Genomic DNA, 20,219 nt, shown 5'->3' with positions numbered 1-20,219 from the left:
TATTTGGGGCGGGCGGCCAGGGCGGATGCCAGGCCGTGACCGCACCCTGCCCTCAGCCGCGGGCACCCGCCCTTCGAACGAGCTCATCGCCAGCCGGTCCGACCATCTAAGTCGCCGTCCTCGTAGGACTCAGCCCGACGCTCCTTCCCATCCGGGCGCGAACAAGGAATGATCTTATTGATCAGTAGACTTACTAATTTGGTTGCGACTGAAGGAGCGAATATGAGGGCACTTACCTGGCAGGGAAAGCGGTCGGTCAGCGTGGAGATGGTTCCGGATCCGGTCATTGAGAAGGGGACGGACGCCATCGTCAGGATCACCTCATCGGCCATATGCGGCTCGGACCTCCACCTGTACGAGGTCCTTGGCCCCTATATGAAGGCCGGCGACATCCTGGGGCACGAACCCATGGGCGTCGTTGAGGAGGTCGGCTCCGAGGTCAGGAACCTCAAGCCGGGCGACAGGGTGGTCATCCCCTTCAACATCTCCTGCGGCCATTGCTGGATGTGCAAACAGGGGCTGCAGTCCCAGTGTGAAACCACCCAGGTCCATGCCCACAACAGCGGGGCGAGCCTGTTCGGGTTCTCCGAGCTCTACGGTTCGGTCCCCGGTGGGCAGGCGGAATACCTGCGCGTGCCCCACGCCGACTACGGGCCGATAAAGGTCGGGCACGAACTGCCTGATGAGCGGTACCTCTACCTCTCCGATATTCTTCCCACCGCCTGGCAGGGAGTGAAATACGCCGACGTCCCCGCCGGCGGCACCCTGGCGGTCTTTGGTCTCGGCCCGGTGGGGCAGTTCGCCAGCCGCGTCGGTCGACACCTGGGTCAGCGCGTCATCGCCATCGAGCCGGTTCCGGAACGCCGCCGCATGGCCGAGCGGCACGGGGTGGAAACGATCGATTTCACAAAGGACGTCAGCGACCAGCTTCGCGATATGACGGATGGAAGGGGCCCCGACGCGGTCGTCGACGCCGTCGGCATGGAAGCGCACAATTCGCCCGTCGGCGCCTTTGCGCAGAATGCGGTGGGGCTCTTGCCGGATGCCTTGGCAAAGAAGGCCATGGAAACTGCGGGTGTAGACCGCATGACGGTTCTCCATGCAGCGATCGACTCCGTGCGCCGGGGAGGCACCGTTTCGCTAAGCGGGGTGTACGGGGGTACAGCGAGCCCCATGCCCCTGCTGAGCATGTTCGACAAGCAGATCCAACTCCGGATGGGCCAGTGCAACGTCCGCCGGTGGACGGACGAGCTGCTCCCGCTCGTGGAAGATTCCGCAGACCCGCTCGGCGTCATGGACCTGAAGACTCACGAGGTCGACCTCGACGGTGCCGCGGCCGCCTACGAGATCTTCCAGAAAAAGGAAGACGGCTGCATCAAGGTGGTCCTGAAGCCGTAGCGAAGATGTCCCCGCTCCGGGAGATCTCCTCAGGTCTTCCGTCAGCCGGACCCAAGCGCAGCTGGGCTCCCCATTAGACAGGAACGGGAGCCCAGCTAGGCGACCTCGGTGAAAAGAAATCCCGCCGTCGTCCGCTTGCGTGTTAAACGGCCGCTATTCGCCGGCGGGCTGGAACAACTCGACAACGTTCCCGGACGGGTCCTCCAGCAGGATCTGCTGTCCGCCCGGGCCCCTGACAATGTCGTTCCGGAACGTGACGCCTGCCGCGCGCAACCGCTCCACTTCGGCCGCGATATCGCCCACGATGAGGTGGATGCGGTTCCAGCCCCCCGGCACGGGCACCGTGCCGTCCGGCATGGGCCGGCCTGCAGAGCTGGCCGGCCCGCTCAGGAGGAGCCGCAACCGGCCGCGGGTGACATCGGCGAACGCCGGCGCGGCGCTCATCCTGACGGTGAATCCGAGATGCGCTGTATAGAAGTCGACCGCGGCATCGACGTCGGCCACCATATATCGGACGCTGACCAGCTCCGTAAGGTCGTTGGGCATTTCCAGCTCCTTTCCGAATTCGTTTGGGAGTACCCGATGTCGATAGATCACACTGTGGATCGGTTTGGCACCCGACGCAAGCCCACGACGGCGGGAGGTTCGCTACGCCCGGGAGCCGCCGGGGCCGGACTCCAGCAGCCCGCCGCCGGCCCAGCGCCTGAGCGCGAGCTTTTCGGCGTCGTCGAACTCCATGAGGGCCAGCCGGCACAGCTCTTCCACGTTTCTGGTCCACGCGGCAGCGAGTTCCGCCGCTGATATCTCCTCTGCGAGGGAGCCGCCGGCGTACACCACGCCCTGGATCACGAAGTTGACGGCAGAGCGGGACACCGGCTGCCCGGCCGCCACGCAGTCGTCCCGGACGGACCGTGCCAATTCGCTGCGGTTGCCCGAATGGTCGCGCAGCTTCGCCGCCAGGGACAGGAAGACCTGTCTGAACTGTTCTGCTGACAGCGCCGGAACGTCCGTGACCCGGGTGACCTGCTCCTCGATCGCGGGCCGGGCGTCGGAGGCCAGCGAGGAGGGCTCCGGGGAGAACCGCTTCGCGTCCCACACCCAGCCGGGCGACGGCGTGGACGAGTATTGGACCCCCTGGCCGATCTGGGCGATCCAGGCCCCGAACTTGCCGTGCCCGCCCCAATCGGTCTTCAGCGACGGGTCCGCGGTCAGGGCCCGGTGCGCCGCGACCGCTCCCGTGACCGGACCCGGCGCGGCCTGCACCAGGGCCCGGACCTCGTCGGCGGCCGACGTCGCGGACCCGGGCGTGCCCTGGGCGGTGCGGAGCGGGGTGCCAAGTCCGGCGGACGGGACCATGCGGGGGATGCCGGCCGCGGTCCCGTTGAGGATTGCCACGAAGTCGTGGGACTCCACCACGCTGTCCGCCATCTCCCGGTATGCGAACGCCACGGCGCCGGCAGCGATGACGGTGGTCATGCGGTCGGCCGCCCGGAACCGCTGGACCAGCGACGTGAAGTCGGCGTCGGCAGACGCGACGAAGAACTCCTCAATATGTGCCGCGCCGGCCAGGGCATCCATTGCGTCCAGCACCAGGTTGATGTCGGTGCTGGACTTGCCCCGCTGGGTCAGGGAGGGGCAGTCGATCACGCGGAAGCCCGCGCGGGTCCAGTACGGCCGGTACTTGGAGTAGATCACCGGATTGAGGTAGCAGTTGCGGATCAGGAAGCGCCGGGATTCTTCGCCCGCGCCGCCGGCGGCCAGCGCCTCCGTCCAGTGCTTGGGGTCCTCGGCGAATCTCTTCGCGGCCGCGGGGTCCAAGGCCATCAGGCCGGTATAGACGTTGTCGAAGTCCACGAACATCGCGGCACGGATGCCAGGCCGCCGGGACTGGGGGAGGGGATCACTCATCGGCTCAGTGTGCCAGCAGGAGGGCGGCGCGTGCCAGGGGTGCCCGCTTGGTTGCCCAGTTGCCGCCGTGTGCCGGACCTCATGGCGGGAACAGGAGGTCCATACGTGTATCCGGGATCGGCCGCGCGCGCAGGAACAGCTTGCTACGGCCAGTTTTCGACTGTAAGCATCCACGCCAGAAACCCCGCGTGACCTGCGAAGACGCATGTCCAGGCCCGCGGCCCACCGGACTAAGATGGATCCACGTCGTCGAAATACATCCTTGTAATATGGGAATTTTCGTGGGGCGGCGCCTGCAGGCGCCGGACGGATTTTTCTGGGCCCGAGGCCCGGACGAATTGTGCAGCCGTCGGTCTCGATAGGTGGGTCCATGTGTGAATTGGAAGAGCAGGTTGGCCGATGATGTCCGGTGCGGCAGCGCGCAACAACGTCCAGGTGCACGGGCCAGAAGACGGCCCGGCGCTGGTGTTCGCCCACGGGTTCGGCACCGACCAGAGCATGTGGGGCAAGATTCTGCCCCGGTTCACCGACCGCTACCGGGTGGTTCTGCTGGACCATGTGGGCTCCGGCGGCTCCGACCAGTCCGCCTACGATTCGGCCACCTACGCCACCCTTGACGCCTACGTCGGTGACCTGGTGGAAGTCTGCGGCGAACTCGACCTGCAGGACGTGACCCTCATCGGCCACAGCGTCGGGTCCATGATGGCCATCAGCGCGGCCGCCCGGGACGCAGGGCGCAGGTTCGGCCGGCTCGTGCTGGTCACGGCCTCGCCGAGCTATCTTGACCACCCCGAGGACGGCTACGTGGGAGGGTTCACCCGGCAGGACATCGACGACGTCTTCGAATCCCTGGATGCCAACTATGTGGTCTGGGCCGAGTCGATGGCCCCGGTCTACATGAATACGCCGCACGCTCCCGAACTGGAGCATGAGATCCAGGGCAGCTTCGGGCGGATCAGCCCCCGGGTTGCCCGTGACTTTGCCCGGGTCGCGTTCCTTTCCGATGTCCGGCACCTGCTCGGCGGGGTCACCATCCCGGTGCTGGTCCTGCAAAGCACCGACGACGTCGTCACGCCGGACCACGTGGGAACCTACCTGCACCACGCGCTCCCGAACAGCACCCTGGTCCGGCTTGCGGCCACAGGCCACTTCCCGCAAAGCAGCGCGCCGGAGGAAACGTCTGCCGCCATCCTCGAATTCCTGAAGCCGGCATGACCCGGACCAGCACCACGGCCGTCGATTACGGGCAGCTCTTCCACCAGGCGCCCGCCGGCTACATCGTTGCCGGTACCGACGGGACCATCCTGGCCGCGAACGCCACCATGTGCGCCTGGACCGGAATCCCCGAAGGCAGCCTCGACGGCACCCGCCTCCTGGACCTCATGCCGGCCGGGGACAGGCTGATGTACCGGACGCACGCCGGGCCGAAGCTGGAACGCGACGGGCACCTCGCCGAACTCTCGATCGAGCTGTTGGGACAGGACGGGCAGCGCAGGGCCGTCCTGCTGTCCGTCACCCGGACCGTGGACGGGGCAGAACCGAGGGATTTGATGATCTTTTTCGCGGCCCCCGAGCGGCGGCGGTATGAGCGCGAACTGGCCAGCGCTCACCGGCAACTCGAGGATGCCGAGGCGGACCGCGCCACGCTCCTGCGGGAAGCACACCATCGGGCGCTGCATGACCCGCTGACCGGCCTGCCGAACCGGCGGCACCTCGAGGAAAACCTGCTGGCGGCCCTGGCCAGCGCCGGCGAACAGCGGAACCGCGTCGGCGTGCTCTTTTGCGACGTCAACAAGTTCAAGCAGGTCAACGACACCCTGGGCCACGCGGCCGGCGACCAGGTCCTGGAACACGTGGCGCTGATGCTCTCCCAGGCCGTGCGCGGCGCGGACACCGTCACGCGCTACAGCGGGGACGAGTTCGTTGTCCTGATCCCTCGGCTGGAGCACGCGGCGGAGCTCGAGGCGGTTGCAGAGCGCGTCCGGAGCTGCCTGGCCGGCGCCGTCACCATCGGGGGGAGCGAGCTCCGGCTGGGCATGTCCGTTGGCCAGGCGAAAACGGCTGTTCCGGCGGACGCGGATCCGGCCGCGCACAAAGAACTGGCCACGGCCCTGCTGCTGGCCGCAGATCAGGACATGTACCGGGTCAAGACGGAAATGCGCGGGGCCGTGGGCGCCGGTTGATCCGCGGGCTTTAAGGTCAAACGACGACGGCGGGATGTGGCTCCCGCCGTCGTCGTTTGGCTTTGCTGCCTGGAACCCGGGCTTTAGGCGCCGTGGTTCAGGCTGAGGGTGAAGGTGTTCGGGCCGCTGGCGTGGACCGCGATGTTGCTCTTGGCTGTGTTGTGGCGCTCGGAGAGCTCGTGGACCAGCGCGTCCAGCTCGTGGTGCATGGTGGAGCGGTCCCAGAGCTTGTGGGTTACAGAGTTGGCAGTTTCAAACGTCATTGTTCAGTGCTTCCATTTCATGAATCCGGATGTCCGGCTGCCGCACCGATGCGGAGCCGCCGTAGGGGCCAAACCAGGAACGCCTGAGACCGTGGGCAGCTCTGCGAGCTCACCGGTTTGGCCTCATTGCGTCCACCAGGATGGGTGCCCGGCGTTTACTGCGGACGCGGAACGTCGCAGAAATTCGTCAGGCTGCACCGGCAGGAACGTCGCAGTCCCTGCCTTGCCTTTCCATAGTGCACAGCGCCGCGCGGGAGGCTCAAGCCAGATGGCGAAATTTGCGCGTGAGACTCATCACAGCCGCTGTGCCGGAACGTGGACGGCGACGACGGCACCCGAGTCCGGCACGGACGGTTCAGTGCGGTCTAGGGACGGGACCGCTTCGACCGAAAATGCGGAGGGTGGATGTGCATGCGGCTCAGCCCCCGGGCGGGGGCCGGAGAGACCGGCACCGGTCCGCCGGGCTCCGGTCCCGCTGCGGCAGCGGCCCGTCCGTAGCGGGCAGCCAACGGTGCGGCGCTGAAGCCGTGGGCCAGGACGCTGAGCAGTACGGTGGCGGCAATGACGGCCACAGCCTGATCGGACAATGGTCCAAGGGCTTCCAGCGCCAGCAGCGCGAACACGAGCGACGCCAGTCCGCGCGGGCCGAACCAGCCCACGAACAGGACGGTTTTCCGGTCGAGGCCGGCGCCAATTGAGGCCAGCGCCACCGGCAGCATCCGCACCACCGTGAGGCTGAGCACGGCATACGCGATGGTCAGGGGGAGGGAGTGCTCCAGCATGATCGGCACGGTGATGGCTCCGAAGGCCAGCCACACGAGCAGGGACACCAGGCCGCTCATCTGCTCAACGAAAGCCAGTTCGGCCGGCCCCCGTTCCCCGGCGCAGGTGCCGAACGCCAGCCCGGCGCAGAACGCGGCGACGAAGCCGTTGCCGCCCACCGCGAGTGCGGCGCTGTAGGAGAGCAGGCTCAGGGCCAGGACGCCGATGCCGGCGAAATCCTCGGTTGCGGTCCCGCGCCGGCGGGCCAGCTGGAGCAGCCACCCTCCCGCGGCGCCGGCCGCTGCGCCGACACCGGCGCCGATGAGCAGCTCCATGGCCGCGCTGCCTGGGCCTTCGGCGCTCTCCAGGCCTGCTGCGGCGGCCGCGCCGGCGATGGCGAGCATGACGACCGGGGTGGCGATGCCGTCGTTGAGGCCGCTTTCGACCGTGATCAGCTGGCGGATCCGCGACGGCACCGCCGGATTCGTCACCACGGGTATTCCGAGTGCGGCGTCGGTAGGGGCAAGCGCAGCACCGACGAGGAGGGCCAGCCAGAACCCGAACTGGGGAAAGAACCAAGCGGCCAGGGCCCACCCGAACACAATCGTCAGCGGCAGACCGACTCCCAGCAGCCGCACGTAGCGGCTCACGTCTTGGCGCAATTGCTGGAGCGGCAAGCGGGCGGCGTCGGAGAAGAGCACCCACACCAGGGTGACCTCGACAACCGGGGTGATACTCGCCAAGGGCGACGGGCCACTAACCAGCCCGGACCAGGCCAGGGCTGCGCCGACAGCGGTGAACACAATAGGAGCGGTCAGGTCCGCCTGCTGCAGCTGCGCCGACACCAGCGCCCACGCGAACAGGAGGGCGGTGATGAGGACAATGACCGTCAGCTCCATGGCGGATCGGCGCCCGTTTCCGTGGGCGCAGCGTGAGGGCGGCCCGATTCCAGCAGCCGGGTGGGTCCGCCCACAGGGATCACGCTCCCTCCGCCGATTGCACTAAACGTTCCCCTGCAGTTCAAGTTAATCCGCCGGCCCGGGACCGCGCCAGAGAACTAAGCCCTGTCCTGGGGGACTTCCTCGTGGAGATCGACGTCGTCGCCGCGATTCCCTAGCGGGCGCCTGGGGCCGGGCTTCGGGCTACGGACTGGGGGAGGGGCTGGGGGACCCGGTACCGGATGGGGTGGTGGTGTTCCCGGGCAGCGTGGGTGACGGGCTGGCGGAGGCAGCCCCGGATCCGGGCGTCGCGGGCATGTACGACTGGTATTCGGGCAGCGTGGAGTCGAGGACCGGAAGCTGCAGCTCGGCCGACGTACCTGTGGAGTCCTCGCTCACCCGGACCGTGACCAGGGACCCGGGGGATCCCGTGGTGGGGTCCAGCATCATGGCCGGAGGCTGGGCCAAAGACGTTTCTCCGTTGGCCTTGACCGGAATCGATACCGTCGATCCGGAAGCGCCGGAGATGGTGACAACCGCGTCCTTGGCGGACGTGTTGAATACGGTGCCCATGATCCGTCCGGGCTGGTCCGCTCCGTGGGAGAGGATGAGCATGTCCGCCAGCTTCATCGGACCGACCACGGTGTTGATCCCGTTGGTCGCCGGCGTGATCTTCGTGGTTTCCGCGGGGTTGTCGGAGGAGCAGCCGGTTCCGGTCAGCAGCAGCACCCCCAACGTGAGGGCGGCGATCGCAGATCTGAATCCTGCCAGCAGGGTGGTGGGTGCCACGGCCGGCTCCTCTCGGCAGAAGCTGTCCGGTCACCTCCGATTATCGTCCCGGGCGGCGGGAAAATCGACCCGCCGTCGCTCCTGGTGGCCACCCAGCGGGCGGCGCCCGGCGGCGGCGCCACCGGCCGGCCTGAAATGCGCCTTAAGTTCGAGGATCCCGGGGGCCGGACCCGGCTGCGCCTCGGATGACCCCAAACGAGGATTATTTACTGATTTGCGGATCAGTTTCCCCATAATTGCCGCAAATAGGTGATTATGGAGGTATGCCGAAAATCCGCATTTCCGAAGCAGCACGATTTCTCGGGGTCAGTGACGACACCGTCCGGCGCTGGACCGAGAATGGGATACTGACCCCGGTCAAGGATGACTCCGGCCGGCTGGCCGTGGATGGCCTGGAACTTGCCCACCTGGCCCGCGACCAGGCACAGCTTCCCGATGACCCCACCAAGATAGGCCGCTCCGCCCGCAACCGGTTCGTCGGCCTGGTCACGGGCATCACCGCTGACAAAGTCATGGCACAGGTTGAGCTGCAGTGCGGGCCCTTCCGCGTCGTGTCCCTGATGAGCAGCGAAGCCGTCCGGGAACTGGGCCTGGAACTTGGATCCGTGGCGACCGCCGTGGTCAAAGCCACCACCGTCATCATCGAAACGCCCCACGGAAAGAGCCTCATATGAGGACCGCCCGCAAGCACGTCCCCGCACTGCTGGCGGCCGGCGCCCTGGCCGCGGGCCTGGCCGGCTGTGCCGCCGGCACGCCCGGGGCAGCCGGAACCGCCTCCAACTCCAGCGCCGGGGCCAGTGAGACCCCCACGCTGTCCGGAGCGATCACCGTTTACGCCGCGGCCTCGCTGAAATCGACCTTCACCAAGCTGGCCAGCGACTTCGAGGCGAAGAACCCCGGCACCAAAATCACTTTGAACTTTGCCGGCTCCTCGGACCTGGTCACGCAGATCACCCAGGGCGCCCCGGCCGATGTCTTTGCCTCCGCCGACACCAAGAACATGACCAAGCTGACCGATGCGAAACTGATCGACGGCGCCCCGGCCAACTTCGCCACGAACGTCCTGGAGATCGCGGTTCCGCCGTCCAACCCGGCATCGATCAGCTCCTTCGCCGACCTCGCCAAACCGGGCGTGAAGGTGGTGGTCTGCGCACCGCAGGTTCCCTGCGGCGCCGCTGCCGAGACCGTCGAAAAAGCCACCGGCACCACCCTGGCGCCGGTCAGCGAGGAATCGTCCGTCACGGATGTCCTGGGCAAGGTCACCTCGGGTGAGGCCGACGCCGGGCTGGTCTATGTCACGGATGTCAGGAACGCCGGAGACAAGGTCAAAGGCATCCCCTTCGCCGAGTCGGACCAGGCCGTAAACACCTACCCGATCGCCACGGTCGGCACGAGCAAGAACAAGGAGCTCGCCGCTGCCTTCATCGCCGCGGTCACCGGCGGCGAGGGCAAGACGGTGCTGAGCGACGCCGGATTCGGCACCCCGTAAACGGCATGCACAGGCGCAGCGGCACCGGGTACACAGGCATCCCGGCATGGATTTACGCCATCGCGGCAGCAGGGGCACTCTTCGTCCTGCTGCCGCTGGTTGCAATGGTCGCCAAGGTCAACTGGTCCCAGTTCATCCCGCTGATCACCTCCGAATCCTCACTCACCGCGCTCGGCCTGAGCCTGCGTACCTCCGCGGCGAGCACCGCCTCCTGCATCGTCCTCGGCGTGCCGCTCGCACTCATCCTGGCCCGAAGCCCGTTCCCGGGCCAGCGCCTGCTCCGGGCCTTCGTCCTGCTGCCGCTGGTCCTGCCCCCCGTGGTGGGAGGCATCGCCCTGCTCTACACCTTCGGCCGCCAGGGACTGCTGGGCAAAAGCCTGGAACTGGCCGGAATCCAGATCGCCTTCTCCACCACCGCGGTCGTCCTCGCTCAGACGTACGTTGCCCTGCCGTTCCTGGTGGTCAGCCTCGAAGGCGCCCTGCGCACCGCCGGCAACAAGTACGAGGCGGTCGCCGCCACCCTCGGGGCGCGCCCGGGCACGGTGCTGCGCCGGGTGACCATCCCGCTGGTGCTCCCCGGCCTGGCCTCCGGCGCCGTTCTGTCCTTCGCCCGCAGCCTGGGCGAATTCGGTGCCACCCTGACCTTCGCCGGCAGCCTGCAGGGCGTCACCCGCACCCTGCCGCTGGAGATCTATCTGCAGCGCGAAACCGACGCCGACGCCGCCGTCGCGCTCTCCCTCCTGCTGGTCGCCGTGGCGGTGGCCGTCGTCGGGCTCTCCTACCGGCGCCCGCGCCTTGGCGTGGCACCGGAAGGAGCATTCCGGTGACCTTTCAGCTGGACGCAACCCTTGCCGCACGGGGCTTCGAGGTCTCCTTCAGCCTCGGACCCGCCGAGACAATCGCCATCCTCGGGCCCAACGGGGCCGGTAAATCGACGCTCCTCTCGATCATCTCGGGCCTGCTGCGCCCCGATGCCGGCAAAGCCACGATCGGCGAAAAAGTCCTCTTCGACCTGAGCGCGGACACCAACATCTGGCGCGCCCCGCACACCCGGGGCACGGCGCTGCTGGCCCAGGAAGCCCTCCTGTTTCCGCACCTCAGCGCACTGGACAACGTCGCGTTCGGGCCACGCAGCGCCGGCGCTTCCAGCGCAGCGGCCCGCGAAACGGCCATGCACTGGCTCACCGAAGTCGACGCCGGCTCCCTCGCCTCGCGGCGCCCCGGACAGCTCTCCGGCGGACAGGCCCAGCGGGTGGCCGTGGCCCGCGCCCTCGCCGCCGACCCCGACCTGCTGCTCCTGGACGAGCCCATGGCCGCGCTCGACATCCATGCCGCCCCGCTGCTCCGCCGGCTCCTCAAGCGCGTCCTCGCCGGCCGCCGGGCCATCATCATCACCCACGACATCCTCGACGCCCTCATGCTGGCCGACCGGGTGATCGTCCTCGAGGACGGCCGGATCACCGAACAGGGCCCCACCCGCGAAGTCCTGGAAAAACCGCGCAGCCGGTTCGCCGCCGGGCTGGCCGGGCTGAACCTGGTGGCGGGGACTGTCAGCGACGCCGGGGTGACCACCGCCCAGGGCATGGTCGTCGCGGGCCACCGGGACGAGACCATCGAGCCCGGGCAGGACGGAGTAGCGGTCTTTCCGCCGTCGGCGGTATCGGTGTTCCTCACCGAAGAGCACGGCAGTCCGCGAAACTCATTCCAAGTGATCATCACGGACCTGGAGCCCCACGGCGATCAGATCCGTGTCCGTGCCGGTCGGCTCTCCGCCGACATCACCCCGGCCGCGTCAGCCGACCTCGGCCTCATCCCCGGAATGAGCGTCTACTTCGTCATCAAGGCCGCCGCCATCGCGATCTACCCGGCCTAGGGAGCTTCCGCACGTTCCGCCCGGCGGAGTAGTCTCGGTGCCGGGCGCTGCCGGCGCCGAGCGACTCCGCGAGGAAAGGAAGCTATGCCTGGAATGTATGTGGCGACCTCGACCATCACCATCGGGGCGCCCGCGAGCCGCGTATGGTCCGTGATCACCGATCCCGATGCCGCCAAGGAGTTCATGTTCGGCACCGAACTCGTGACCGACTGGACGGTAGGCGGACCCATCCTGTGGCGGGGCACCTGGGACGGCAAGGAGTACGAGGACAGGGGCAGCATCCTCGAGTTTGAACCCGGACGGCGGCTTGTTGTCACGCACTTCAGCCCGTTGAGCGGCCAGGCGGATGCGCCGGAGAACTACCACACGCTGACCTGGACGCTCGAGGACCAGGCCGGTGCCACGCAACTGACGCTCGCCCAGGACAACAACGCCAGTGCCGAGGACGCCGACCACTCCAAGGGCATGTGGGACAGCCTGGTGAAGAGCGTGAAGGCGATCGCCGAGCGGGAAGAGTCAGGGCGGGAAGAGCCAGGGCGCGATTAGGCAGTAGGACCGCGGGGCCAGATTCCGCTACTGCTGACAACGGCCCGCCGTTGGGCGGACAGCAAGCGGACATCAAAGGGAACGCTACAGGAACGCGACAGGAACGCCCGCCCGGGTTTCCCCCGGCGGGCGTTCCCCTCGTCGGCGGAAGAGCGCCTACAGCAGGCTTGCCGCGATGTCCCTCCCGATCCTCTGCAGCAGGGCGGCGGAAAGTCCGGGGTCTTTGGCGGAGTCCTGGTCGGTGTACTCGGCCAGGGTGTAGACCCGGGTGAGCGCCAGTTCGGACCACCTTTCCCGGGGGAGGAGGGAACGGCCGGCCACCGCGATGATCGGGCGGGTTCCGGACCTCCGGGCGACGGCCGCGGGAAGTTTGCCGGCGAGGGTCTGTTCGTCGATGCTGCCTTCGCCGGTGATGACGACGTCGCAACTGTCCCTGCGGTTGTTGAAATCGAGCAGGTCCAGGAAGTAGTCGGCGCCCGAGACCTGCTTGGCGCCCAGCAGCAGGCAGGCGAAGCCGATCCCGCCGGCGCTTCCGGCGCCCTCGCGCTGCGCCAGTTCGGCGGCGTCCTCAAACCCGGCGTCCGTCAACGTGGCGACGAGGTGCGCCAGCCCGTGCTCCAGTGCCGCAACGTCCTGCGGTCCGGCGCCCTTTTGGGGTCCGAAGACCGCCGGCGCGCCGCCGGGCCCGAGCAGTGGATTGTGGACGTCGCTGGCGACCACGAGTTCCGTGCTGTCCAGTTCGGGGAACCTGGTCCGGCGGATGGTGTGGATCTGCGCCAGTGACTCTCCGCTGCCGTGGAGCTGCCGGCTGCGGGCGTCGTGGAAGCCGTAGCCCAGGGCGGTGAGCATTCCCATGCCGCCGTCGGTGCTGGCACTTCCGCCCAGCGCCAGGACGATCCTGACCGGGTTGAGACTGAGGGCGAACAGGATCGCTTCCCCAAAGCCCCGGCTGGAGGCCGCCAAGGGTTCCAGCCGGCCCGCCGGCAGGAGCGCCAGGCCGCAGGTGTTGGCGACCTCGACGACGGCGGTGGTGCCGTCGAACGCGATGCCGGCCGGGACGGGCTGGCCGGTGGGCCCGGTGACAGTGTGGCGGTGCCGGGTGAAGCCGGCGGCGACGGCGGCGTCCACACTGCCGTCCCCGCCGTCGGCCAGGGGAAGCAGCTCGCAGTGGACCGCTCCGGCCCCGCCGGTGGAGCCGGCTCCGGCGCGGAGCCCTGCGGCCAGGGCGTCGGCCACCTCGCCGGCCGTGAGGCTGCCTTTGAACTTGTCCGGTGCGATGAGGGTCCGCACGGTTTTCGGGGCGGTGGTGTTGAACATGTCAGATGGTTTCCGAGTAGGCGGGGCGGCGGGTGTCCTTGGCCGTCGAATCGGCATCGGCGGCTTCTGTGCGCTCCGGGTGGTTGTCCGGGTGCGTGTGGTGGCCGTATTCGATCAGGTCATCGTCGATGTCGCCGTAGCCGTCCGGGAGGATCGGATCCTCGCTGGGCAGCGGCTCAACAGTTTCGCCGTTGAAGACGCGGCGGACGCGGTCCGCGTCCAGGGTGCGGTCCCACCAGGCGATGAACAAGGTGGCGACGGCATTACCGGTGAAGTTCACCAGGGCCCGGCACTCGGACATGAACTTGTCGATGCCGAAGATAAGCATGATGCCGGCGGCAGGGATGGTGCCGAGCGTGGCCAGGGTGGCGGTCAGGGCGATGAAGCCGCCGCCGGCGACGCCTGCCGCGCCCTTGGAGGTGAGCAGCATGACCGCGATGAGGCCCAGTTGCTGGCCGATGGTCAGGTTCGTGTTGGTTGCCTGGGCGATGTAGACGGCGGCCAGCGAAAGGTAGATGGCGGCGCCGTCGAGGTTGAAGCTGTAGCCCGTGGGGACCACGAGCCCGACCGTTTCCTTCTTCACACCGGCGTGCTCGAGCTTGCGCATCAGGCCCGGGAGGGCCGGTTCGGCAGTGGAGGTGCCCAGAATGAGCAGGTACTCCTCTTTGAGGTGGCGGATCATCTTGAAGATGTTCAGCTTCAGGAAGGCCATGACGGAGCCGAGGACCACGACGACGAAGAGGATCGAGGTGGCGTAGAAGAGGGCGATCAGCCCGCCCATGCTGGAGAGGGAAGAGACGCCGTACTTGCCGACGGCGAAGGCCATCGCGCCGAACGCACCCAGCGGGGCGGCCTTCATGATGAAGCCCAGGATTTTGAACATGACCCCGGTGAGGCGCTGGACGCCGTCCAGGACGGGCGCTCCGACCTTGCCCATGGCGTTCAGCGCGACGCCGAAGATCACGGCGATGAAGATGATCTGGAGGATGTCGCCTTCCACGAAGGGCGCGACGACGCTGGTGGGGATGATGTGGGTCAGGAACTGCCACCATTCCTGGTGGGCGCCGGCGTCGATGAGTTTGGCCGCGGAGTCCGTCGTCTTGATCGCGCTGGCGTCTGCGTTGACGCCGTCGCCGAGGTGGAAGATGTTGATGGCGACCAGGCCAAAGAGCAGGGCAAAGATCGTGCCGATCTGGAAATACGTCAGGGCCTTCAGCCCGGTCATGCCGACCTTCTTCAGATCCGCGACGCTGGCGATGCCGCCGACGATGGTCAGGAACACGATCGGGCCGATCAGCATTCTCATGGCGTTGACGAAGGTGGTGCCGATCGGTTCCATGGCAATGCCCGCGGCCGGGGCCAGCCAGCCCACCAGAATGCCGAGGACGATGCCGGTCAATACCCAGAAGTACAGCTGCCTGTACCAGCGTTTCTTGGGGGCCGGGATTTCCGTGCCCGCGGTGGTGATGTGTCCCATGATTCCTACCTCATTGTGGAATTTCTCTGGAGATGCTTTAAGTGTGGGGGTTTGCGCGGGGCGGGTGCCAGTTCGGCGCAGCCGCCCCGTGCAGTGTGTAGCGTTCGACGGCGGCCGCGCGGCCGGCGTCGTCCGTTTCAGTGCCGTCGTCCGTTTCAGTGCGCCGCAGCGGCAGACGGAAGCGTTAGACGGCCGCCAGGGTGCGGGCCAGGGCCTCGATGATGGCGTCGGTGACGTCCGCGGTGGTGGCGTCGCCGCCGACGTCGCGGGTCAGGTGGCCCGCGCCGGTTGCCTCTTCGATGGCGGCCTCGACGCGGCGGGCTTCCTCGTGCAGGCCGAAGTGGTCCAGCATCAGGGCTGCGCTGGCGATCGCGCCGATCGGGTTGCTGATGCCCTTGCCCGCGATGTCCGGGGCCGAGCCGTGCACGGGCTCGAACATGGACGGGAAGCGGCGCTCCGGGTTCAGGTTTGCGCTGGCCGCCAGGCCGAGGCTGCCGGCCAGGGCCGAGCCGAGGTCGGAGAGGATGTCGGCGTTCAGGTTGGAGGCGACGACCACGGAGAGGTCTTCCGGGTGGAGGATGAACTTGGCGCTCATCGCGTCGACCAGGACGCTCTCGGTGGCGACATCGGGGTAGTCCAGGGCAACCCGCTGGAAGGTTTCGTCCCAGAGGACCATGCCGTACTGCTGGGCGTTGGACTTGGTGACGGAGGAGACCTTCTTCACCGTGCGGGTCCGGGCCAGATCGAACGCGAAGCGCATGATGCGCTCGCAGCCCTTCTCGGTGAACAGTGCGGTCTGCAGGGCGACCTCGTTGCCCGGACCGCGGCCGCTGAGGTTCCGCCCGCCGAGGCCGGCGTACTCGCCTTCGCTGTTTTCGCGGACCACAATCCAGTCGAGCTCGGTGGTGTCGGCCCTGCGCAGCGGGGACTGGACGCCCGGGAGGAACTTCACCGGACGGATGTTCGCCCACTGGTCAAAGTTCTGCGTGATATTCAGGCGCAGGCCCCAGAGGCTGATGTGGTCCGGGACGTTTTCCCAGCCGACAGCGCCGAAGTATATGGCGTCGAAGTCCTTGAGGGTGTCCAGTCCGTCGGGGTCCATCATCTGGCCGGTCTTGGCGTAGTACTCGCAGCCCCATGGGAACTCGGTCCATTCGAAGGCGAACTTGCCGCCGGAATTCTGCGCCAGGGCGTCCAGGACCCGGCGTCCGGCGGAGACGACCTCTTTGCCGACTCCGTCTGCGGGGATTGAAGCGATGCTGAATGTCTGGGTGGCGCTCATGTGCCTACCTCCTCGTTGAGTGTGTTAGCAGCGTCACACTGCCTTCCTCTTCAAGTAGACGGGCCGGCACCACATGCCGTCCAAGACCAAGATCCGATCCGCTAGATAGGTTCAGCCTATTGATGATGCGCCGGGGGAGGCGTTTCTGTCCCTCCTTGCGGTTGCGGGGCCGCGTGCAGCCGCGCCACCGCCAGGAAGGACCGGGCTGCGGGGGTCAGGTCGTCCCTCCGGCTGAGAACGGCAACATCCAGGTAGGACACGGGTTCGATCAGCAGCGTCCGCAGCCCCGATTTGTGGGCCAGAGGCGCCCATGACGACGGCATCACGGCGTGGCCGACCCCGGCCAGGACCAACGGCAGGATCGAGGTCCGGTGGGCGACCTCGACGACGATTTCGGCGTCGATCCCCCGCGCCAGTGCGTCGTCCACAAGCCAGCGCATCAGCGAACCGCGCTGGCTCGCGACCAGGCGGTGGCCGGCCAGCTCCTCGCGTTGGATCGTTGTTGCGGCGCCAAACGTATCGGACTGGGGATTGACGAGAAGGATCAGCGGCTGGCGATCGAGCTCCAGCACCTCAACGCCGGGAACCTTGATGGGCGTGGGGGAGCCTGCCAGCCCGATCTCCGTGCTGCCGCTTCGGACAGACTCGATGACGTCCTCCGGGGTGAAGGCGGCGCTGACATTGAGCCTGACCAGGGGATGCGCCCGGGTGAAGGCGGCGATCATCGAGGACAGGGGCTCGATCCCGGGTGAGGGCATCGTGACGATGTCCAGCCGTCCGCTGCGCAGCCCACGCACCGACTGCACCGCGGACTGCGCCGCATCGAGGTTGCGCATCACGAGCCGGGCCGGCCCGATCAGCTCCTTGCCCGCCTCGGTGAGCACCGCCCGCCGCCCGATCCGGTGGAAGAGCGGCACGCCCAGCTCCTTCTCGAGGGCGGCGATGGTCTGCGAGAGCGATGGCTGGGCGATGAGCAGGTGCTCCGCGGCCCGGCTGAACCCGTCGTGGTCAACAACAGCCAGAAAATACTTCAGCTTTCGGGTCTCCACCCTGGCTCCTTCACCGGTTTTTGCGCTTGACGGTTGCCGTGCGGCCGCCTGATCGATGAGTCCGAGCCTATTTCCTGCCGACGATTCGGATGAGCATTTGTTCCACCTCCGCGGCAAAGAACATGATCGCCGCTCGCCGGATCACGCAACGCTCGACGTCGTCCGCGCCGCTACGGCAGCCGGGAGGGGCGCAGCAGTGTGGGGACGCCGGCCTGCCCGGGGTCGAGCGGGAGGGGGCTGACCAGCACGGCCGGGCCGCGGCTCAGGAGGCCGGTCGAAAGCGGCTGGCAGCGCACGCCTCCCCGGCCGCGCATGGCGGCGTGCGCGCCGGGGGCAAGCATCCGGTCCATCCAGGCGCAGGGGTGGGCTGGCCGTCCGGCCCGGAGCCGGATCACGTTGCCCTTCGATTCGAGCGCGAACTCTTCGCCGAGCAGGGGAGCGAGGTGGGCGCCCTGGAGGACCACATTGCGCCGGGTCAGGAGCGGGTCGAAGGGGCCGGCTGCCAGTTCCTTGGCCATCGCCTCGAGGGCCTCGATTGAGAGGAGGGTGACGGCGGCGTCCATGTGCGCGGCCTTGCCGAAGAACCGGTCGCCGACGATGCCCTTGCCGGCCACCAGTTCCACTTGGTCCGCGTCCGTCGTGGGAACCTGCGCCGCACCATCGCGGGCGCGGCCGAAGTAGGCGTGCGCCGGCGAGACAAGGAGGTGCAGAATCTCGACGTCGTACCTGTAGCTTGCCGTCATGCCCTAAAACTATCCTCCCTCGCAGCGCCGGCGCGCCAAGTCGCCGGAAACGTGCGGACACGCCGTAACATTGCGGCGACCTCGCAGGCTTCCCGCGAACTCGGCGGCGACCATGCCGGATCAGGGTACGAGCACGATCTTCCCTTTCGACGCGGTGCTCCCCAGCAGCTCATGGGCGCGGCGAACGTCGGAAAGCGGCAGGCGCTCGGCCACCACCGGGTGAATCTCGCCGCGGCGAAGCAACTCGAGCAGCGCGAAGAAGTCTGCCCTGAACCAGTCCTGGTGGTGGATGCGCAGCTTCTGGATCCGGTAGGACAGCACCTTTCGGCGGGGTGACAGCCAGCCCCAGAGGGCGACGCTCCCCGTTGCCGCGTACCAGGCGATCACGCCCGGCCAGTTCTTGCGCCCCTGCGCGATGGTGGCGTAGCGGCCAAACACAACGAGCCGACCGCCGGGCCGCAGCGCGCGGAAGGAGCGCAGAGACAGCGGCCCACCGATCCCGTCGAGGGCAATGTCTACGCCGTCGCCGGTGAGCCCGCGCACCCGGGCCAGGAAATCCTCGTTCTGATAGTCGATAGCCACCGCGCCCAGCCGCTCCACTGCGGCGCGGTCCCGGCCGGCGGCGGTCCCGTAGAGGCGGAGGCGGGCCAGTGCTCCGAGCTCGAGGATGGCGGCCCCTACCCTGCCTGCCGCGCCGTGAACCAGAACACTCTCCCCGGGCTTCGCCTGGGCCGTTCGGTGCAGCAGCTGGTAGGCGGTCATGTAGGGGAAGACGAGGCTTACGACCTCGGCCGGGTCGAGGTCCTCAGGCACATCCACCGCGTATGCCTCTGGCACACAGACGCGCTCGGCGTTGGCGCCCCACACCGTCAGCGCGCCGATGCGGTCCCCGACCCGTACCCGCGAGCAACCGGGCCCGAGCTCATCAACGATGCCGACGAGCTCATAGCCGGGCGTGAAAGGCGGCTTCGGTCCGCCGAGGTAGGTGCCGGCGCGCAGCTGGGCGTCGGTGAAAGAGACCCCCGAAGCCAGGACCCTGACGCGGACTTCGCCCGGGCCGGGCCGTGGATCGTCGACCTCCACCACTTGCAGGACCTCGGGGCCGCCGAAGCGGTCGATCACCACACGCTTCATGGGCTCACTCTACGCTCGGCACACGCTCCGCACACCGCCCTCTTGCCGCCCGGTCCTTGTCTCCACCGGGGTCGTTTCGTGAACCATTGACACCCCCGAGCGGTCGGACTATCCTACAACCAAATGGTTGTAGATCAGCTCAGAACCCAGCTCAACGACGACGAACTCGACCGTCTTTTCCACGCGTTCGCCGACGCGACCCGCAGGGACATCGTGCGCCGGGTGACAGTGGGCGAGTACTCGGTCTCCGGGCTCGCCGCCCTCTACGCCATGAGTTTCGCGGCCGTCCAGAAGCATGTGGCGGTGCTGGAACGCGCTTCCCTTGTCTCGAAGGAGAAGCGGGGAAGGGAGCAGATCGTGCGGGCCAACCATGACGGCCTGCAGCGGGCCCGCCGCCTGCTGGACGATTACGAGGTCATTTGGCGCCAGCGCGCCGACCGGATTGCGGACCTGCTTGCCGAAGCGGCCGCCCCGGAATCTGACGAGACGCAGGCAGGCGCCAGACCAATCAAGAAATCGCAAGGCCAAGCTGAAGGAAACTGAAGGATAGGAGAGTTCGTCATGACGGTTGTCAGTTCAGTCAAGAATCTTGAGGCGCTGAGCCTCACCGTGGTCGCCGAGTTCGATGCCGGAGTGGGGCGCGTCTGGCAAATCTGGGAAGACCCGCGCCAGCTCGAGCGCTGGTGGGGGCCGCCCACGTGGCCGGCCACGTTCGAGAAGCACGAGTTCGTCCCGGGCGGCGAGGCCAGCTACTACATGACGGGACCCGAGGGGGAGAAGGCCCGCGGCTGGTGGCGGTTCGTGACCATCAACGCTCCGCACCGGCTGGAGTTCGATGATGGCTTCGCGGACGACAACGGCGACCCCGTGGCCGATATGGGAACGATCCACGGAGTTGTGACATTGGAGCCAATCGGCGACCGCACCCGAATGACCATCCTGTCCACCTTCGAGGCGGAGGAGCAGATGGAGAAGATCGTCGCCATGGGCATGGAAGAAGGCATGAGGGAGGCGCTGGGCCAGGTCGACGCGATCATCGCCGAGTCCGTCAACGCCTGACCTGCAACG

Annotated in this window: 21 protein-coding genes; 10 read left to right on the top strand and 11 right to left on the bottom strand. The window is 67.6% G+C overall.

Features of this window, described 5'->3' with window-relative positions; genetic code table 11:
- Positions 1-222: 222 nt before the first annotated feature.
- Positions 223-1,398 carry a zinc-dependent alcohol dehydrogenase gene (locus tag AC1DNG_RS13605; protein ID WP_230010888.1) on the top strand — a complete coding sequence of 392 codons (1,176 nt, stop codon included), beginning with the start codon at positions 223-225 and terminating at the stop codon, positions 1,396-1,398.
- A gap of 153 nt (positions 1,399-1,551) precedes the next feature.
- Here the strand turns inward: AC1DNG_RS13605 and AC1DNG_RS13600 are convergent, their stop codons facing one another.
- Positions 1,552-1,944, bottom strand: coding sequence for a VOC family protein (locus AC1DNG_RS13600; RefSeq protein ID WP_476858105.1), 393 nt, complete (start codon positions 1,942-1,944; stop codon positions 1,552-1,554).
- Positions 1,945-2,046: 102 nt separating this feature from the next.
- Positions 2,047-3,306, bottom strand: a complete 1,260-nt coding sequence (locus tag AC1DNG_RS13595; RefSeq protein WP_476849671.1) for an NYN domain-containing protein — start codon at positions 3,304-3,306, stop codon at positions 2,047-2,049.
- A gap of 399 nt (positions 3,307-3,705) precedes the next feature.
- Here AC1DNG_RS13595 and AC1DNG_RS13590 point away from each other — a divergent pair, with 399 nt between their 5' ends.
- Positions 3,706-4,521 (top strand): alpha/beta fold hydrolase, encoded by an 816-nt coding sequence (locus tag AC1DNG_RS13590; RefSeq protein WP_476858106.1) that lies wholly within the window; start codon positions 3,706-3,708, stop codon positions 4,519-4,521.
- Complete coding sequence (locus tag AC1DNG_RS13585) at positions 4,518-5,489, top strand: PAS domain-containing protein (protein WP_476887589.1); 972 nt, start codon at positions 4,518-4,520, stop codon at positions 5,487-5,489. Before AC1DNG_RS13590 ends, AC1DNG_RS13585 begins: the two co-directional genes overlap by 4 nt.
- Before the next feature lie 83 nt (positions 5,490-5,572).
- Here AC1DNG_RS13585 and AC1DNG_RS13580 read toward each other — a convergent pair whose 3' ends face one another.
- The 3 genes from AC1DNG_RS13580 to AC1DNG_RS13570 all read right to left on the bottom strand — a co-directional run bounded on the left by AC1DNG_RS13580 (position 5,573) and on the right by AC1DNG_RS13570 (position 8,241).
- Positions 5,573-5,752: a hypothetical protein gene (locus AC1DNG_RS13580; protein ID WP_018775517.1), complete on the bottom strand. Its 180-nt coding sequence runs from the start codon at positions 5,750-5,752 to the stop codon at positions 5,573-5,575.
- A gap of 365 nt (positions 5,753-6,117) precedes the next feature.
- Positions 6,118-7,413: a cation:proton antiporter gene (locus AC1DNG_RS13575; RefSeq protein ID WP_476887588.1), complete on the bottom strand. Its 1,296-nt coding sequence runs from the start codon at positions 7,411-7,413 to the stop codon at positions 6,118-6,120.
- A 243-nt stretch (positions 7,414-7,656) separates the two neighbouring features.
- Positions 7,657-8,241: a hypothetical protein gene (locus AC1DNG_RS13570; protein WP_476887587.1), complete on the bottom strand. Its 585-nt coding sequence runs from the start codon at positions 8,239-8,241 to the stop codon at positions 7,657-7,659.
- Between the two features lie 263 nt (positions 8,242-8,504).
- Between AC1DNG_RS13570 and AC1DNG_RS13565 the strand changes: the two genes are divergently transcribed.
- The 5 genes from AC1DNG_RS13565 (at position 8,505) to AC1DNG_RS13545 (ending at position 12,149) form a co-directional block, all read left to right on the top strand.
- Positions 8,505-8,915, top strand: coding sequence for a TOBE domain-containing protein (locus tag AC1DNG_RS13565; protein WP_223913528.1), 411 nt, complete (start codon positions 8,505-8,507; stop codon positions 8,913-8,915).
- A complete protein-coding gene (gene modA, locus AC1DNG_RS13560; protein ID WP_476887586.1) occupies positions 8,912-9,730 on the top strand; it encodes a molybdate ABC transporter substrate-binding protein in 819 nt (272 codons plus the stop codon). Before AC1DNG_RS13565 ends, modA begins: the two co-directional genes overlap by 4 nt.
- Before the next feature lie 5 nt (positions 9,731-9,735).
- Positions 9,736-10,557: an ABC transporter permease gene (locus tag AC1DNG_RS13555; RefSeq protein WP_476871393.1), complete on the top strand. Its 822-nt coding sequence runs from the start codon at positions 9,736-9,738 to the stop codon at positions 10,555-10,557.
- Entirely contained in the window at positions 10,554-11,603 is a 1,050-nt protein-coding gene (locus AC1DNG_RS13550; RefSeq protein WP_476887585.1) for a sulfate/molybdate ABC transporter ATP-binding protein, read from the top strand. The genes AC1DNG_RS13555 and AC1DNG_RS13550 overlap by 4 nt, the downstream gene beginning before the upstream one ends.
- Positions 11,604-11,687: 84 nt before the next feature.
- A complete protein-coding gene (locus AC1DNG_RS13545; RefSeq protein ID WP_476887584.1) occupies positions 11,688-12,149 on the top strand; it encodes an SRPBCC domain-containing protein in 462 nt (153 codons plus the stop codon).
- Between the two features lie 156 nt (positions 12,150-12,305).
- Here AC1DNG_RS13545 and AC1DNG_RS13540 read toward each other — a convergent pair whose 3' ends face one another.
- The 6 genes from AC1DNG_RS13540 to AC1DNG_RS13515 form a co-directional block, all read right to left on the bottom strand.
- Positions 12,306-13,466, bottom strand: a complete 1,161-nt coding sequence (locus AC1DNG_RS13540) for a glycerate kinase (RefSeq protein ID WP_476887583.1) — start codon at positions 13,464-13,466, stop codon at positions 12,306-12,308.
- Position 13,467: 1 nt separating this feature from the next.
- Complete coding sequence (gene dctA, locus AC1DNG_RS13535) at positions 13,468-14,943, bottom strand: C4-dicarboxylate transporter DctA (RefSeq protein WP_476887582.1); 1,476 nt, start codon at positions 14,941-14,943, stop codon at positions 13,468-13,470.
- A 184-nt stretch (positions 14,944-15,127) separates the two neighbouring features.
- The gene (locus AC1DNG_RS13530) at positions 15,128-16,225 is read right to left on the bottom strand and encodes a tartrate dehydrogenase (RefSeq protein ID WP_476887581.1); all 1,098 of its coding nucleotides are present in this window, start codon (positions 16,223-16,225) and stop codon (positions 15,128-15,130) included.
- A gap of 116 nt (positions 16,226-16,341) precedes the next feature.
- On the bottom strand, positions 16,342-17,274 hold the full coding sequence (locus tag AC1DNG_RS13525; protein WP_476887580.1) for a LysR family transcriptional regulator: 933 nt from the start codon (positions 17,272-17,274) through the stop codon (positions 16,342-16,344).
- 170 nt (positions 17,275-17,444) lie between these two features.
- On the bottom strand, positions 17,445-18,017 hold the full coding sequence (locus tag AC1DNG_RS13520; protein ID WP_476887579.1) for an MOSC domain-containing protein: 573 nt from the start codon (positions 18,015-18,017) through the stop codon (positions 17,445-17,447).
- Between the two features lie 120 nt (positions 18,018-18,137).
- Entirely contained in the window at positions 18,138-19,151 is a 1,014-nt protein-coding gene (locus AC1DNG_RS13515; RefSeq protein WP_476858123.1) for a medium chain dehydrogenase/reductase family protein, read from the bottom strand.
- A 123-nt stretch (positions 19,152-19,274) separates the two neighbouring features.
- Here AC1DNG_RS13515 and AC1DNG_RS13510 point away from each other — a divergent pair, with 123 nt between their 5' ends.
- Together AC1DNG_RS13510 and AC1DNG_RS13505 are read left to right on the top strand one after the other, a co-directional pair.
- Entirely contained in the window at positions 19,275-19,694 is a 420-nt protein-coding gene (locus tag AC1DNG_RS13510) for an ArsR/SmtB family transcription factor (protein ID WP_476887578.1), read from the top strand.
- Positions 19,695-19,712: 18 nt separating this feature from the next.
- Complete coding sequence (locus tag AC1DNG_RS13505) at positions 19,713-20,210, top strand: SRPBCC family protein (protein ID WP_230009669.1); 498 nt, start codon at positions 19,713-19,715, stop codon at positions 20,208-20,210.
- Positions 20,211-20,219 lie beyond the last annotated feature (9 nt).

This window comes from Arthrobacter sp. 01T425 (assembly GCF_056398725.1).
Note: the sequence above shows the minus strand (reverse complement) of the source record. Positions and strands in the feature narration are given on the sequence as shown.

Bases quoted from the DNA above. Each gene is read 5' to 3' on its own strand.
- AC1DNG_RS13600 (WP_476858105.1), bottom strand. From the start codon at position 1,944: ATGCCCAACGACCTTACGGAGCTGGTCAGCGTCCGATATATGGTGGCC.
- AC1DNG_RS13605 (WP_230010888.1), top strand. From the start codon at position 223: ATGAGGGCACTTACCTGGCAGGGAAAGCGGTCGGTCAGCGTGGAGATG.
- AC1DNG_RS13555 (WP_476871393.1), top strand. From the start codon at position 9,736: ATGCACAGGCGCAGCGGCACCGGGTACACAGGCATCCCGGCATGGATT.
- AC1DNG_RS13590 (WP_476858106.1), top strand. From the start codon at position 3,706: ATGATGTCCGGTGCGGCAGCGCGCAACAACGTCCAGGTGCACGGGCCA.
- dctA (WP_476887582.1), bottom strand. From the start codon at position 14,943: ATGGGACACATCACCACCGCGGGCACGGAAATCCCGGCCCCCAAGAAA.
- AC1DNG_RS13515 (WP_476858123.1), bottom strand. From the start codon at position 19,151: ATGAAGCGTGTGGTGATCGACCGCTTCGGCGGCCCCGAGGTCCTGCAA.
- AC1DNG_RS13565 (WP_223913528.1), top strand. From the start codon at position 8,505: ATGCCGAAAATCCGCATTTCCGAAGCAGCACGATTTCTCGGGGTCAGT.
- AC1DNG_RS13505 (WP_230009669.1), top strand. From the start codon at position 19,713: ATGACGGTTGTCAGTTCAGTCAAGAATCTTGAGGCGCTGAGCCTCACC.
- AC1DNG_RS13580 (WP_018775517.1), bottom strand. From the start codon at position 5,752: ATGACGTTTGAAACTGCCAACTCTGTAACCCACAAGCTCTGGGACCGC.
- AC1DNG_RS13510 (WP_476887578.1), top strand. From the start codon at position 19,275: ATGGTTGTAGATCAGCTCAGAACCCAGCTCAACGACGACGAACTCGAC.
- AC1DNG_RS13530 (WP_476887581.1), bottom strand. From the start codon at position 16,225: ATGAGCGCCACCCAGACATTCAGCATCGCTTCAATCCCCGCAGACGGA.
- AC1DNG_RS13540 (WP_476887583.1), bottom strand. From the start codon at position 13,466: ATGTTCAACACCACCGCCCCGAAAACCGTGCGGACCCTCATCGCACCG.
- AC1DNG_RS13595 (WP_476849671.1), bottom strand. From the start codon at position 3,306: ATGAGTGATCCCCTCCCCCAGTCCCGGCGGCCTGGCATCCGTGCCGCG.
- AC1DNG_RS13545 (WP_476887584.1), top strand. From the start codon at position 11,688: ATGCCTGGAATGTATGTGGCGACCTCGACCATCACCATCGGGGCGCCC.
- AC1DNG_RS13520 (WP_476887579.1), bottom strand. From the start codon at position 18,017: ATGACGGCAAGCTACAGGTACGACGTCGAGATTCTGCACCTCCTTGTC.
- AC1DNG_RS13575 (WP_476887588.1), bottom strand. From the start codon at position 7,413: ATGGAGCTGACGGTCATTGTCCTCATCACCGCCCTCCTGTTCGCGTGG.
- modA (WP_476887586.1), top strand. From the start codon at position 8,912: ATGAGGACCGCCCGCAAGCACGTCCCCGCACTGCTGGCGGCCGGCGCC.
- AC1DNG_RS13585 (WP_476887589.1), top strand. From the start codon at position 4,518: ATGACCCGGACCAGCACCACGGCCGTCGATTACGGGCAGCTCTTCCAC.